The sequence below is a fragment of the Marivita sp. S0852 genome (genome assembly GCF_046591575.1).
Taxonomy (GTDB): Bacteria; Pseudomonadota; Alphaproteobacteria; order Rhodobacterales; family Rhodobacteraceae; genus Marivita.
Genome location: NZ_JBIQWA010000019.1, coordinates 14,263 through 27,655, shown reverse-complemented (window position 1 = coordinate 27,655; position 13,393 = coordinate 14,263). Strand labels below are relative to the sequence as shown.

The following is a 13,393-nucleotide window of genomic DNA, read 5'->3' as shown; positions in this document are numbered from 1 at the left end:
ATCGGTGGTCTGGTCGAATATCTGGGGTTTCTGGTGCAACTCGGCCCGTTCACCCGCACGCGGTATATTGACCCCAAGGACGGCGGACGCGGCCCGTACGGCCATGTGGAGACAGTGCGCACAATCGGCCATAGCACGCTTATCGAGGAGTAAACGCGCAAGCTTTGCCGATCAGGTCTTTGCGATAGGCAGCCCCGTCATCCGCCACCTCGACCGCTTCCACATGAACAACCGCAACACCCAAGGCGAGGCTTATTTCGTACGGGATATGGGGGTCTATGCGGCCCCGGTCGATGACGATCCGTTGCGGGGGTCGTTGGTGCTGAGCCGGTCAAGCTTTATTGAAGGTGCTGAATACCAGGTCGCCCAAGCCGCAACCGGAACCGTGACGGATGCTGGAACTGGCAGCGCGTTCGCGCCATCACCAGCACCCGAAACCCCGCCGCCCGAAACACAGCCGGACTCACCTCCACCTTCACCTAGCGGACGCGATCCCGATCCGAACGACCGGCCCCCACGGCAACAACGAAGAGGGTGGTTCGGTCAATTTATTCGGCGGTCTTTACCGGGGTTCATACTTGATCGTCTCTTGAGTTTTCCGGCGGATCGTCAGCGCGGTCTTGCAGATGAGCTTGATAGAGTATCGCGCAATCCGTCCCTCAGCGATGAGGCCCAAGAGATCCTGCGTGATGGCGCCAGCCGTTCGCGCGCGGCACCAACGCCACGGGAACCCGGAGAGATCAGGGACGAGATGTAAGAGAGGCTGCGCCAACTGGAAGCGGAAGGGCGCCTCAATCGGGAACCGGAAACGCAGACCGAGGTCGATGAGGATACGGAAGTCAGGCCGACACCGATCCCGGAAGAATCAAACGTGCGGGTGGATGAGGACGAAGACGAAAGGCCAAGATGCTCATTCGAAACGATCTGTTTCATGCCAGTCAGCAAGACCGTTGATCGCGAGGAGTTTCGGCGGCAGATGAAATTGCAGGAAGCGGCGCTGAACGGGATGACGCCAACGGAGATGTTGGGCAATCGTGGTGCTTATCTCGCTGATCCGAAAGGGATGAGGCGTTTATCGGAACCATTGCAGGCGAGGACGCGAGAAGAATATCGGGATTCTTTGGAAGATACTTATGAAGAGTTGTACGGCCTCGACGCAGAGGCGGAACTGGATGCGCATATGGCGACGGTTGCCGCGCTTCACAATCCGGATATGATAGCCGGAGGGGCCTATTCGTCCGTTTCGAACCCGAGCATTCCATTGGAAAACCGGATCGGCGGCTTCAACGAAAACAGTTCAATGGGGTCGCAGTGGCAGGGTGCGCGGTCTCAGAGACTGGCCAACCACGCTCGCGAGCAACAGCGCAACAACTGCCCTTCGGTGCAGGTTTATCTGGAAATTTGTCCGAGTGTGCCCGGGCAAGCGGGAACACCAGTCGGAGCAGGAGGACAACACTAATGGCGGCACCTACAGAGCAAGAATGGATCGATGACACCTTGCAAAAATACGGTCCGATCACTGATGCCTCTTACCCATCGGAGCTCGAATTGACTAAGTGGCAAGAGAGATTGCCCGACAGGCTGCTCCAGTTTTGGCGTGAGTATGGCTGGGGCGCATTCTCGGAGGGGCAGTTCTGGACTTGTAACCCGGAACAGCTTCACGCTGTCATTGAAGAGGTGTTCACAGGTGATCCTGAATTTCACCCGTCGGATCTTATTCCTATTGGATACAATGCGCTTGGCATGATTGTTGTGTATCTTGGTGACGGTCGAACAATGACGGTAGATTTACCTTTCGGAACTGTGATTTGGCGGGATCAATCCATCAATAGTGCGACTGGTAAGCCGAATTCCGAATTCATGGTGATTTTTCGCAAGATACGGAGTGGCGCGCATCGCCTTGACTGGACCGACGAGGACGGGACTCAGATTTTCCCCTGGGCGTTGAAAAACCTCGGCCCTCTCGCACGTGGAGAGATCTATGGCTTCGTACCCGCCTACAGCATGGCGCAGAGGTACCCGGTGGAGAACTTGCAAAAGCTGCCCATTGTGGAACACCTCGTCTTCCTCGCATCCCTACAAAAACCGACGCTTTACGACTACGAAAAACCGGAAACCGGCGAAGGCGGGTTCGGCACTCTTGTTCCGAAAAGGCTAGTCGGGCCACAGGAATGACACGTCGGATGTTCTTTATGTCGCTCGCCGCAAGTGCCTACGGCTTGAGGGCTTTCGCTTTGCCAAGACTTGATCCAATGGAGCAAGTCTTGAGACAAGAGTATCGGATCTGGCGACTCCATCATAAGCACCATATCTGGTAGCCTGTCCGCAAATTCGGCGAGAACAATTCAAAGAGGCTACTGCGGTCTGGTGGCGACGCGATAGACCGTCTTTTCATCGCGCGATGCGATCAGATTTCAGGAGCATCTCTCAGCGTGCGGGCGGTGATCTGCCAGAGGTTGAAACCAGAATTTACGACATCCCGGAAGGCTGATAGCCTCTGCGGTGTTATGTGGGGAAACACTTTCAGCTTCAGAAAAGCCCACGCATGGTCGCCAGAGCGGTTTGTGGTTGCTGTTGGTGAACTGGACTATGACGATCCGTTCACAGCGATTCTAAGTTATGACGGAACGCAAACCCAACCTTGGCAGCGTGTGGATGTTCAGAGGGATATCTACGATCTGGGGTTTCTTGCAGCAAAAGCGGAAACCGTAGTGACAGACGTTGCCTTGTCAGACGAGGGAGATGTCTACCTCATCCATGACGGACAGTTTGAGCGGTCCAAGATTCCCGGTGCGAGTGCGTTGAGCGATGACGCGACGGGTCTAGGGGCCGTCTATTCGCTTGTCGTTCGGGACCAGCAACAGGTTGTGACGGGCCGGTCCCGACAGATGTATGTTCGGAACGGTCGTGGCGATTGGTCGACCCTTTCGGCAGGGGAGATCAAATTGGAAGGCTACGGCAGCGAGGATTTCGGAGACAAGGCAGCATTCCTTTCCGATGGGTCTCTGCTGCTAAGCAGCAGTCAGCGGCCATCTGGCCCGAAAGGCACGCTGATGCAGGACCCCCGCATAAGAGCGGATATGACGGCGGAAGAGCTTGGCGAACTGATGGCGCTGCGGCGTGCGGAATCTTCCGACAAAGATCCGATCACACGCCTCTATCACTATATCGACGGTGCATTTAAGGCTCTTGATGTGCCTCCGGATATTCATATCCGTGATATCTACGTTGCTCCAGACGACAAGGTCTGGATCACGGGGGTTGATGGACTTGTCTTGACAGGCACACCGCAAGACGGGTTCCGAAGGCTTGATTTTCATGGCGACACCGAGACGATCCATTCCATCACCCAGTTCAAAGGCGACATGATTGCTGTGTGGGGAACCGGACTTTATCAATTTGACGGGCACCGGATGATCCTGCTCAAACCCAAATTGAATGACCCGTTTCGTAATCGCGATACGCCCGCACCCATGAAGGTTCAGGCGGTGGGCGACATTATGTTCTATTTTGATCATAAGCACGGTGTCTGCCGATGGGACGGCCAGACATGGGATTGGATTTATGTTCCTCCGGAACTTCTTGAACAAGACTTCAGTGGATTGTTGCGCTGACAGGGAGCGTGCAACGGGGAAAAACGATGCCGCAAGACGGAACCGAAGGAGACTGGACGCCGCCTTTTGGGCGAGTGCTGAGAGATATTGGGCCGCCTCAAACCGAAGGCGTCAGACAGCCGGATGCTGCGGTGTTTGAGGCGTATCGCGGGCGCGTGCCCGACGAACTGATCCGGTTTTGGCACGCCCATGGCTGGGGTTCGTGGCGTGATGGTCTTTTTTGGCTGTGCGACCCGCGCCCGTTCGAGCCGATGCTGCAAACACTGTTTGCCGATGATCCGGAATTCGCTTCGGCTGATATCGTCATCTATCTACGAGACGCGTTCGGTGGCGTGATCGGCTGGCACCCGAAGCTTAAACTGGTCAATCTCAATATGCACTGGGGCAAGGTCACGACCACGGATATCACAGTTCAGGAAATCGATGGGAAACATCTCTTTAACGACGATCACGCAGTCGCCTCGGGCGTTGCAACCCGTGCTATCCGCGACGAGGGCTGGTTGGGCGACGAGTCGGGTGGACCTGTTTTCGATGAACTCCGCGCGCGTCTGGGACCGATCACCGAAGATCAGGTCTACACCATGGCCCCGCATGTGCGTTTGGGTGGCGCAGGAGAACCAGACGATTTCTCGATAGGCGGGTTGGTTGAATACATGGGCTTTCTCGCACAATTGGGACCGTTCACGCTTATGCGCTACGTAGATCCCAAGGAGGGTGGGCGTGGCCCTTACGGTCACAGCGAGCCGGTGCGCACAATTGGCCATAGCACGCTGATCGAAGAGTAAACGCGCAAGCTTCGCCGATCAGGTCTTTGCGACAGGCAACCCCGTCATCCGCCATCTTGACCGGTTCAACTTGGAAACCCATGAGGATTACATGATCCAATTCACTCGCGCCGCTGCCGGGTCCGAAGACGTGCTTCTTGTCTCGGCTGTTCATGAAAGATCTGATCCTTTCGACCCGGATACGAGAATATACCGCTATGACCACCGTCTTGGCGCAGACGGGTGGTTCTTTGACGACCTGTCCATGGATGTACAATCCATCACCCTGTTTCAACCCGACGAAGCCACTCGCTATTTCTGCTGTCTCTCTTCGCAGGGCGAAGTCTATCATAATACCGCTCGCGGCCCTTTTACGGAAACGATAACAGGTGTCGGAGTTGCGCAAGGCGGGCGCTTGCACAGGATCACGGCCGTTGATTCCCAACTTGTTGCTTGCGGAGAAAACGGTCAGGTCTTCATTCGATCGAAGGTCGGGAATTGGGACGCAATCGCTGGTAGCGGGCCGGAACGCGCTGCCGAAGTGGCACGGTCATTTGAGACTGCTCCTCCACCGACCGATCCCAGGTTCTTGGAATGGGTGCAAAGCATGGCGAACCCGTTCAAATCATCGGTTTTGCTTTTTGCAGCGACTGGAACAAGCGTTGATGATCTATATGTCGCCGGCGCAACCGCCAACGGGGCAGGTATCCTGCGCCATCATTCAGCGATGGGCTTTGCTGATGTTCCTGTTCCGAAAATTCAAAGCATTTCAGATCTCATGCAGGCACCGAACGGCACCATATGGGCCTGCGGAAAGGGAGGAACGATTTTGGTCGGCAACCGGGAGCGTGGTTTCGAAGACAGATCGACTGGAAACGAACTGACACAGTTTTCGTCCCTCGCGTGGTATGAAAACGCGTGTTGGATCGCGAGCGTATCGCAACCGCGCGGACTCTTTCGATGTGAAGAGGGTGGTCGTCCCGAACGCTTGGCCGAAGCACCGCGCGATGTTCAGTCACTTTCTGCCGTTGGAAAGGTGCTTTGGGCTGTTGGTCAGAAAACGATCTATCGACTCGAAAACGGGAACTGGGAAAGAATTGCTCATCCGGATGTTAAGTGAAGGCGAAAGCCGGAATGAATTTCATTCTTTAAATTATTGCTTAAGCGCCCTGAACTGATGCGGTGGATGCCTCCACCCAAAGGCATCGAGTGTGCCAAAGTGATTTCATATGAACCAAAGAGAGGGAGGCATCCATGTCAGAGATTAGCATATTGGCGATTGATTTGGCCAAGAACAGTTTTCAGGTTTGCGCGGCAAGTGGTGACGGGACTATGGGAAAGAACAAATGTGGAAACAGATATTCTACGTGCCACATCCGAGACGCTTGTCTAGCCAAAGGCTGTTGATTGTCACTGAGAACTGACCCGGTATTTTCACCGGGATTTGACCCGTCAAGCGGGCTTCGGTTTCGAGGTCTCCAACCGAGCCGTTACCTGCGGCTCCACATCTTCATAGGTTTGACCCGTGTGTTCCGCGATATCCGAGATCAACGCGTGTTTGCGATGTTCGGCCATTTGCAAGCCGCCCAAGGTGCGTTGCAGGAAGATGAACGCCGATGCGATATCACCGTAACCCAGAGCTGCGGCGGCCTCAAAACGGCGCGTGTCGAAGGCCACGCAGATGGTCGGAAGCCTGCGCCACCCCGATGGCATCGCCGAGGATCATGTCGTCGATGGCGCGGAGATCTTTGGCGCGCGCGTCCAGAATTGCTTCGACATCGCTCATGAACGGCCCGTATCTTCTTGGTCGAGCCGATCCAGCAGGCGCAGCCCCTCCTCGGGATCGCCGCTGGCAGCACGGGTCCGGAACCGCGTTTCAAGATCGAACTCGGTCTGCCGCAGAGTCACATATGCCTTTCCGCAGCTTGCGAAATTCCGCCGATCACCCGGCCTCTGGCCCAGAGTCCCCCGCCGGTCGCTGTCCCGCAGCCTCTGTGTCAGGTGCGGTGATCGACAGATGTTGCCGCTTTAACCACCTCAAATACGGGGAAATCCATCGCCCGGCTTTACGGCAGCACGGTGCCCCGGATCACGTGTGAATAGAGCGGGCCGTCGTAATGTTTGACCCGGTCGGTGATCGCGGAGCGGGTCATGCGGTCCTTGATGGGCATGGGGTCGGCAAACCCGCCCATCGTGTCGACATAGGCCGGCAGATGACCCGAGGCGACCAGCCGCCAATCCAGTGTCAGTCCCGGTTTGATCACCTGTGCCAGCTTGTAGACGGTCGTGGTGCAATTCGCGGTCAGCGTGTTGTAGAACCGCGGTGTTTCGGCCAGGTCATTGCCCAGGGCGATGAAAGACTGAAACAGGTCACGGCGCTGCTGTTCGTTGAGGTTGACGGGGTAGAGACGCACGTCTTCCTGGCGGTGATTGGTGCGCAGCTTGATCGCGTCTTCTTCTGTTGTGGCCAAAAGCACCAATTCGAACTGGCGGAAAAAGCCACCGGTGACGTTAAAGCTTTCATGTGCCTCTTTGCGGGTTTCGACAGAAAACACGATGCGCTGCCCATCGGCAAAGCCAAAGCTGACCAGAAGATGCGCGATATTCGGGCTGTCCCAGACTGAGGTCAGCATGTCCACGCTGTGCAGCTGTGACAGATCGACGGTCCGCGTGATCCAGCGCTCATCGGCCTCGGACACGCCATGCCAGTCGAAATCCCGCACATCGTGCAGCGTGACGATGTCCCCCTCCTGTTCGGCGGTCATTGAGCGGGCGACGTCGGATGCCCAGTCAAGATCGCTTTGCGGGGTGATCGTGGCGTACCAGCCCAGGACAGTGGCGGCGATAACACCAAGGAGCCCCCATCCCCACCGGCGGGCCCGGACGCGCATGACAAGCGCGGCAAGGACCGCGACCGCGACACCGGCCTGTGCGATTGCCAATGCGCTTCCAGCCAGATGGACAGACAGCGCGACCCAGCTCCAGGCGGCAAAGGCGAGGGTCAGGAGAGCAAATCCAAGATGTCCGGTCAGGCGTGTCCACGATATGCGCGATGGGGCGATGTCACTGTTATACATGGTTGAAATCCTGCAAAGGCAAAGGGGATCGGGCCGCAGTGCGGGTCACATGACGGCCCGCAAGATCATGCAGCGTCAGAGCTGGACACTTCGGCCAAAAGGCGCTCGGTGCGGGCATCTTCAAGCTTGTTGTAGATGCGGTCGCTTTCTTCTGCATCGCGGATCGACTTGGTGATCCCGGCGGTCGAGCTGACCAGCATCAGGGCCGCCATCGCGTAAAACCCCTTGGCCGAGAAGCTGGCTTCGAGGAACCAGATCCCGCCTGCCATCATGACCGCTGCAATGGCAAATTGCGCGTAGGTGAACAGGGTCCAGGCTTGGGACGGTTTTTGAACATAGTTACTCATGGTAAGATCCTTTGAATGGGGTGGGAGTGTTTCTGTTTGAGAGGCGATTTGGACGCCAGCTGTGTTACGACCGGGCGTTTTTGAGGCGCGCAAGAACATCATCTGCCGTGCTGCGTTTGGCGCTGCCCATGCCCGCCTCGGCCAGCCGATCGTTTACGGCATCTGCGTTTTCCGCCAGCGACAGTTCGGCCATCGCGACCATCGTGTCGTCTGCATGGGTCTGGCGTTCCTGCAGGCGTTTGAGGGTTGCTGCGGCATCGGACAGATCGTTGCGGTTCAGCGCGGGGGCGGAGCCCCGGACATGCTGGGTTTTTGCCGTGGCTTCCGCCAACCGCTGTCCGCGCTTGAGCTCTGCAAGCTGGGCTTCGCTGTTTTTCAGATCGCGGCGCAGGACGGCGATTTCCCGATCATAGGTTTCGATCGTCTTGCAGGTCGCGTCGCGTTCGGCTTCGAGCTCTGCGATGGCCTGCGCTGCGTCCTGAGCCAGATCATCCCGGTCCTTCGACAAAGCATCAAGCGCGCGGGTTTCCAGTTCTGTGATCTTGGCCTCGATGCTGGTCAGGCGGCGCTTTTCCTTTTCGGCATAAGCCATGACGACCGCCACAGCCTTGCGTGATCGTGCCACGCCTTCGGCCGCGTCACGCATCTGCTGGCGCAGGAGGGCAACCGCGTTTGCATCAAGAAAAGCTTGGGAGGCATCAACGGATGTGCCGCGCACAAGTGTAAAAAGCTGTTTGAACATTTTTCTTTCCATCGCTATTTGAACGCTGTTCATAAATTCGTTATACCGAAAAATGAACGCTGTTCAAGAATTATTATGAACATTGTTCAGGAAACAGTCTGGAGGCACCCCGTGGACAATAAACGCGCCCAAAAGAAAGAGGATCTGCGCAATCGCATGATTGACGCGGCCGAAGAGATCATTTCGGAAAAGGGGTTGGCGAACCTCAAAGCGCGCGACGTGACCGCACAGGCCGGGTGTGCGTTAGGTGCGATCTATACGGTTGTCGCGGATCTGGACGAACTGATCATGCGGGTCAATTCATGCACCTTGTCGCGTTTGGGGGTGGCATTGCATGATGCTCTGCCAAAAGATGCTTCTCCGAAACAGACGATGCATGCTTTGGCAGCGGCCTATGTGGGCTTTGCCCTGGAAAACACCACAACCTGGTCCGCGATCTTCAGCCATCGTTTGCCCGAAGGCACAGACGTGCCTGAATGGCACCGTGCCGAATATCCCGTGCTGATCGCGGAAATTATCGAACCGTTATCACAGCTGCGCCCGGACCTTTTGCCGGACCAGCTTCGTCTGCGGGCACAAACCGTGTTCGCGGCGGTTCATGGCGTTGTGCAGCTGTCCATCCACGGGCGGTTCGTTGGCGTTCCCCGCGACATGCTGGCCGCCGAAGTGGATGCCTTGGTCGATGCGATGACGCGGGGGCTCGACACGGGCGAATAGCACAGTGTCATCTGTACGGTTGAGAGACCTGTTTTGTACAAATCATCCCGTTTTAACAAAGTGTTAATAGGTCCGGATCGGCCCCAATGTTTCGCGCGCGAAACATGTTCCGATCTGCGCAATCCAAAAAGTGGGCTCCGGTTTTCGGAACAAATTGCGCGCTCCCCAGCCCGGGCTAATCCTCCAGCGCCGCCAGCACATCGCGCCCCACATCGTCCCAGCTGCGCAAACGGGCTTTGGCAATCCGCGCCTCCAGCCCTTGGCGGTGATCGGCATCCAGCAGCGATTTGAGTGCATTTTCAATGCTGTGCATGGAGACCGGATCGCAATATTCCACCAGATCGCCGCCCACCTCGGGCATGGAGGAGGTCTGCGACACAATCCCGGTCTTGCCGTAGCTCAGCCCCTCGCCAATCGGCAACCCCCAGCCTTCGTAAAGGCTCACCGTCGCGGTAAACTGGCACTGCCGGTAAAGATGCCCAAGTTCGGCATCGGTAGGGGCCTCCAGCCAGATCACCCAGCCGCCAAACCCCCCGGTGCGCTCCAGCATCGTCAGAAACCCGTCGGTCAGCCACCCCCGCTTGCCGGCCAGCACCAGCCGGGGCAGCTCGATATCGTGGCGCCGCGCCAGCCGCACCCAGACCTGCGCCAGCCGCCAGAGGTTCTTGCGTGGCTCAATCGTGCCAACGCACAGCGCATACGGCACTGTCATCGCCTCGTGGACTTTCGGGTTCAGGGCAGAGGGGCTGTCCGCGTCAGGTCCAACCCCGGCCTGTGCCAGAGGGGTGACATGCACCGTACCGTCAAGCCCTTGATCATGCAGGAACTCCCTGAGATCCGCTGCCGTTGCCTGGGAATTGGCAAGGTATCCCGTCACATAATCGGCGGACCCCACCAGCCATCGGTGATAGCTGCGGGCCGCGCGGGGATCTGCCAGTTCGGGCAGTTTCATCGGGATCAGATCATGCACCAGCAGAAACACTCGGACACCGCGATCATGGGCGCTGCGAAACACGGTTTCGACTTTGCCCCGCCCCCAGATGGCCCCCAGACCGCACAGTCTGTCGCCGGGTCTGGCCACTTGTGTGAACGGGCGCAGGGACACCGGTTTGAGGGCTTTGCGGGGCCGGTAGAGCCGTTGCCACAGCCCGAAATCCAGACCGCGCTTGTCAAAATATCGCGATTTGCCGCGCCAGCCGGCCAGCCGCATCCGGGCGATATGTACGGTTTGTTTGTACGGTTGGCCCCGGTAGCGTTCAAGAAACTGCTCTGGAATCCGGGCCTTCAGCGCCCGAAGGTCCAGAGCCGCAGCCAGCGCTTCGATGTCAAACGCATCAAGCGCGTCCAGCACGTCGATGGCCGGACAACACAGATAGGTGCGGCGGCCGGGGTGATGAAAGCCCAGAAACACATCGCGCCCGCGCAGCCGGACAGCCTGTGCAATGATCCGCACCGCCGCGCGTTGAATGCCGCTGACGGAACGATGCGCGCGGATATAGGTGACGATGTCGCTGACATCGAAGAAAATCTGAGTCATATATCCCAGCTGTCCTGATCTTCTGGCCCTGGGTCGCGGTGTTACGGCAAGCGACGTGCAAGGTCCATCTTGGCATGTGCCGTCATGGGCGTGGCGCGTTCACGCATGACCGTGACAGGAAAAATTCCTTATTGGCACCATCATTGTGCCAAACTGTCTGGCTAAGGTCATGGCCTTCTGAAACCGCACTTGGAAACGCTCTGACTGCGGGAGGGATGACAGCGCCTGTTTTCGACGACCCGCGCAGAAAGGACGTGGGTGTACCTGCACATGCCGATCGCACGGGATGTTCACAGATCCTTAACGCATTGGCGTCTGTAATGCCGCCCAAGAGAGCGGTTTTGGAAAGCAAAGGCAGTCTTGGACATATGCGAAACTCATCAGATCTGCGCACGATTTCGCCGAACGCCTTGAGGGTTTTGCTTGAAAATATGCGGTTTGATGATACCAGAACTTTTAATATGAATGGCGGCAAAGACCGTTCCGGAATGAGCAGTGAGCAGAAAGCACGCAAAATTGGCTTCCCTCCCTTGCGCGACAATTTTGGTTTCGGTGGCTTCGCTGTCTCGGGCCTAACAACATAACTCCTTAGGAGACATGAACGTGAGCAATTCTAGTCCAGCCGGCCCCATGGGGATCCTGGGAGATGCGCTGATCGGTGAAACGCTGACGGCGCGTCCCAATGCAATCCAGGATGCCGATGGCATCAATTATGCAACCGCATCCTTCCAGTGGTTGCGCGACGGAGAGCCCATCCCGGGGGCCAATAGCCAGTTTTACAATGTATCGACCAATGACATTGGTGCCGAGCTGAGCGTCCGCTACAGCTATACGGACAACCGCGGAAATTCCGAAAGCGTCACAAGCGATCCGCGGCCGCCTGTGCCTGCGGATCTACCACCCACCGGAGGGAGCGGTACGCCCGATCCGACCCCTGGCGGTGGCGGTCAAAACCCCAGCCCCGCCAACCCCAACAATTCCGCACCTGATGGTCCACTGGGCATTCTGGGTGATGCGCTGGTCGGAGAGACACTGACAGCGCGTCCAAATGCGGTGCAGGATGCCGATGGCATCAATTACGCATCCGCGTCGTTTCAATGGTTGCGCGATGGAGAGCCGATCCCCGGGGCGACGGCACAATTCTACGATGTGACGTCGGCGGATCAGGGCTCCCAGATCAGCGTGCAATGGAGTTACTATGACAATGGCGGCACCCTTGAGGTTGTCGTCAGCGACCCGGAGCCCACGGTCCCCGGTGGCGCACCGGTTGACCCCCCGGATACAGGGGGCGGCACCCCGCCAGTTGAGCCCGAGGTCCCGGTCGAGCCGGAAGTTCCTGAAGAGCCAGAGGTGCCAAACATTCCGGAGCCGCCAGCGGAGCATGTGAATTCCGTGCCGATCGGCAAGCTGATCATCATGGGCTTTCCGGTTGAGGGCGCAGAGCTTTGGGCACGGACCGATGCGGTGTTTGACCGCGACGGGTTCGATCCTGCCAATGCGTCGTTTCAATGGCTGCGGGACGGAGAGCCAATTCCGGGCGCAACACGTGAGACCTATGCCATCACAGAGGCAGATCGCAGCGCATCGCTCAGCGTTGAGTTGAGCTTTGTCGACGGCAAGGGAACGTTGGAAACCGTGGTCAGCGACCCGGAGCCGCCTGTGCCGGACCCGGATGCCGGACCGGACAGCGGCCCAAGTGCGACAGGTGTGCTTGAAGGCACCCCAGAGGATGACGCAGCCCTTGTCGCAACGGCAGGCATCGGACGCATCGATGGTCTGGAGGGTGTGGACACAGCCGTCTTTGGTGGTGTGCCAACAGATTACACGCTGACACTTGGTGTGGATACTGTCACGGTGACCGACCGCACGGCGGATGGGCTTGGAACCATCACGCTTGATAATGTGGAGCTGATCGACTTCGGAACAGAGTTGGCCGTCTTTGGCCGTCCGGTGGATTTGCGCGACTTTGGCGGCCATACACAGCTCGATGCCGACGCGCTCGAAAGCTTTGTCGAGATGTATATCGCCTATTTCAACCGGGCACCGGATGCTGCGGGTCTGGCCTTCTGGGGCACGGCACATGCGAATGGTCTGTCGTTGGAAGATATTGCACTGCAGTTCTCGACGCAGCCTGAGATGCTTGAGACCTATCCGGCAGACAGCAACAATTTCGAATTTGTCTCTGACGTTTATGCAAACGTCCTTGGTCGGGCAGCTGATGTAGACGGCCTGAATTTCTGGGCCGGCGGGCTGAACGATGGAGAGATCACCCGCGGAGAGATGATCCTCAAGGTTCTCGAAGGCGTGAAAGAGCCGCTTCCGGCCGGAACCGATCAGGCGCTCATCGACCAACAGACCGCCGATCGGCAATATCTCGAACAGAAGACCGATCTGGGTGCCTTGTTCGCCGTGCATCGCGGCATGTCCGATGCCGATGACGCGGCGCAGGTCATGGCGTTGTTCGATGGCAGCGCAGACAGCCTGTCTGCTGCCGTCAATGAGGTCGAGCGTCTTTACACGGAAGCGATGGATCCGGTGAACGGCGACTTCCTCATGCCGCTTGTGGGCGTCCTGGAGGACCCCTTTACGGTATAA

Annotated in this window: 16 protein-coding genes; 9 read left to right on the top strand and 7 right to left on the bottom strand. The window is 57.7% G+C overall.

From position 1 onward, the window contains the following. The first annotated feature begins 223 nt into the window (after positions 1-223). The 6 genes from ACG74X_RS20695 (at position 224) to ACG74X_RS20670 (ending at position 5,498) form a co-directional block, all read left to right on the top strand. Positions 224-757, top strand: coding sequence for a hypothetical protein (locus ACG74X_RS20695; RefSeq protein ID WP_411237223.1), 534 nt, complete (start codon positions 224-226; stop codon positions 755-757). A gap of 120 nt (positions 758-877) precedes the next feature. After that, positions 878-1,459 carry a polymorphic toxin type 15 domain-containing protein gene (locus ACG74X_RS20690; RefSeq protein WP_411237222.1) on the top strand — a complete coding sequence of 194 codons (582 nt, stop codon included), beginning with the start codon at positions 878-880 and terminating at the stop codon, positions 1,457-1,459. Beyond that, a complete protein-coding gene (locus ACG74X_RS20685) occupies positions 1,459-2,175 on the top strand; it encodes a GAD-like domain-containing protein (RefSeq protein ID WP_411237221.1) in 717 nt (238 codons plus the stop codon). Before ACG74X_RS20690 ends, ACG74X_RS20685 begins: the two co-directional genes overlap by 1 nt. A gap of 389 nt (positions 2,176-2,564) precedes the next feature. Further along, positions 2,565-3,614 carry a hypothetical protein gene (locus tag ACG74X_RS20680; protein ID WP_411237220.1) on the top strand — a complete coding sequence of 350 codons (1,050 nt, stop codon included), beginning with the start codon at positions 2,565-2,567 and terminating at the stop codon, positions 3,612-3,614. A gap of 74 nt (positions 3,615-3,688) precedes the next feature. After that, positions 3,689-4,399, top strand: a complete 711-nt coding sequence (locus ACG74X_RS20675; RefSeq protein WP_411237219.1) for a GAD-like domain-containing protein — start codon at positions 3,689-3,691, stop codon at positions 4,397-4,399. A 244-nt stretch (positions 4,400-4,643) separates the two neighbouring features. Further along, positions 4,644-5,498, top strand: a complete 855-nt coding sequence (locus ACG74X_RS20670) for a hypothetical protein (protein ID WP_411237218.1) — start codon at positions 4,644-4,646, stop codon at positions 5,496-5,498. Between the two features lie 332 nt (positions 5,499-5,830). On the opposite strand, the gene ACG74X_RS20665 is transcribed toward ACG74X_RS20670, so the two are convergent. The 6 genes from ACG74X_RS20665 to ACG74X_RS20640 all read right to left on the bottom strand — a co-directional run bounded on the left by ACG74X_RS20665 (position 5,831) and on the right by ACG74X_RS20640 (position 8,544). Continuing rightward, positions 5,831-6,055, bottom strand: a complete 225-nt coding sequence (locus tag ACG74X_RS20665) for a hypothetical protein (RefSeq protein ID WP_411237217.1) — start codon at positions 6,053-6,055, stop codon at positions 5,831-5,833. Next, positions 6,030-6,164 carry a hypothetical protein gene (locus tag ACG74X_RS20660; protein ID WP_411237216.1) on the bottom strand — a complete coding sequence of 45 codons (135 nt, stop codon included), beginning with the start codon at positions 6,162-6,164 and terminating at the stop codon, positions 6,030-6,032. The genes ACG74X_RS20665 and ACG74X_RS20660 overlap by 26 nt, the downstream gene beginning before the upstream one ends. Then, positions 6,161-6,286 carry a hypothetical protein gene (locus ACG74X_RS20655; RefSeq protein WP_411237215.1) on the bottom strand — a complete coding sequence of 42 codons (126 nt, stop codon included), beginning with the start codon at positions 6,284-6,286 and terminating at the stop codon, positions 6,161-6,163. The genes ACG74X_RS20660 and ACG74X_RS20655 overlap by 4 nt, the downstream gene beginning before the upstream one ends. A 158-nt stretch (positions 6,287-6,444) precedes the next feature. Continuing rightward, entirely contained in the window at positions 6,445-7,455 is a 1,011-nt protein-coding gene (locus ACG74X_RS20650; RefSeq protein ID WP_411237214.1) for a DUF4105 domain-containing protein, read from the bottom strand. Between the two features lie 65 nt (positions 7,456-7,520). Next, positions 7,521-7,802: a YiaA/YiaB family inner membrane protein gene (locus ACG74X_RS20645; RefSeq protein ID WP_411237213.1), complete on the bottom strand. Its 282-nt coding sequence runs from the start codon at positions 7,800-7,802 to the stop codon at positions 7,521-7,523. A gap of 64 nt (positions 7,803-7,866) precedes the next feature. Further along, positions 7,867-8,544, bottom strand: a complete 678-nt coding sequence (locus ACG74X_RS20640) for a PspA/IM30 family protein (protein ID WP_411237212.1) — start codon at positions 8,542-8,544, stop codon at positions 7,867-7,869. 111 nt (positions 8,545-8,655) lie between these two features. Here ACG74X_RS20640 and ACG74X_RS20635 point away from each other — a divergent pair, with 111 nt between their 5' ends. Further along, positions 8,656-9,261, top strand: coding sequence for a TetR/AcrR family transcriptional regulator (locus tag ACG74X_RS20635; protein ID WP_411237211.1), 606 nt, complete (start codon positions 8,656-8,658; stop codon positions 9,259-9,261). Between the two features lie 175 nt (positions 9,262-9,436). Here ACG74X_RS20635 and ACG74X_RS20630 read toward each other — a convergent pair whose 3' ends face one another. Continuing rightward, positions 9,437-10,798, bottom strand: a complete 1,362-nt coding sequence (locus tag ACG74X_RS20630) for a glycosyltransferase family 4 protein (protein WP_411237210.1) — start codon at positions 10,796-10,798, stop codon at positions 9,437-9,439. A 215-nt stretch (positions 10,799-11,013) separates the two neighbouring features. Between ACG74X_RS20630 and ACG74X_RS20625 the strand changes: the two genes are divergently transcribed. Continuing rightward, complete coding sequence (locus ACG74X_RS20625) at positions 11,014-11,382, top strand: hypothetical protein (protein ID WP_411237209.1); 369 nt, start codon at positions 11,014-11,016, stop codon at positions 11,380-11,382. Between the two features lie 19 nt (positions 11,383-11,401). Continuing rightward, on the top strand, positions 11,402-13,393 hold the full coding sequence (locus ACG74X_RS20620; RefSeq protein ID WP_411237208.1) for a DUF4214 domain-containing protein: 1,992 nt from the start codon (positions 11,402-11,404) through the stop codon (positions 13,391-13,393).

Excerpts from the sequence above, each read along its gene's own strand:
- ACG74X_RS20660 (WP_411237216.1), bottom strand. The coding sequence starts at position 6,164 with ATGAGCGATGTCGAAGCAATTCTGGACGCGCGCGCCAAAGATCTCCGC.
- ACG74X_RS20650 (WP_411237214.1), bottom strand. The coding sequence starts at position 7,455 with ATGTATAACAGTGACATCGCCCCATCGCGCATATCGTGGACACGCCTG.
- ACG74X_RS20670 (WP_411237218.1), top strand. The coding sequence starts at position 4,644 with ATGGATGTACAATCCATCACCCTGTTTCAACCCGACGAAGCCACTCGC.
- ACG74X_RS20640 (WP_411237212.1), bottom strand. The coding sequence starts at position 8,544 with ATGTTCAAACAGCTTTTTACACTTGTGCGCGGCACATCCGTTGATGCC.
- ACG74X_RS20630 (WP_411237210.1), bottom strand. The coding sequence starts at position 10,798 with ATGACTCAGATTTTCTTCGATGTCAGCGACATCGTCACCTATATCCGC.
- ACG74X_RS20695 (WP_411237223.1), top strand. The coding sequence starts at position 224 with ATGAACAACCGCAACACCCAAGGCGAGGCTTATTTCGTACGGGATATG.
- ACG74X_RS20645 (WP_411237213.1), bottom strand. The coding sequence starts at position 7,802 with ATGAGTAACTATGTTCAAAAACCGTCCCAAGCCTGGACCCTGTTCACC.
- ACG74X_RS20625 (WP_411237209.1), top strand. The coding sequence starts at position 11,014 with ATGACAGCGCCTGTTTTCGACGACCCGCGCAGAAAGGACGTGGGTGTA.
- ACG74X_RS20685 (WP_411237221.1), top strand. The coding sequence starts at position 1,459 with ATGGCGGCACCTACAGAGCAAGAATGGATCGATGACACCTTGCAAAAA.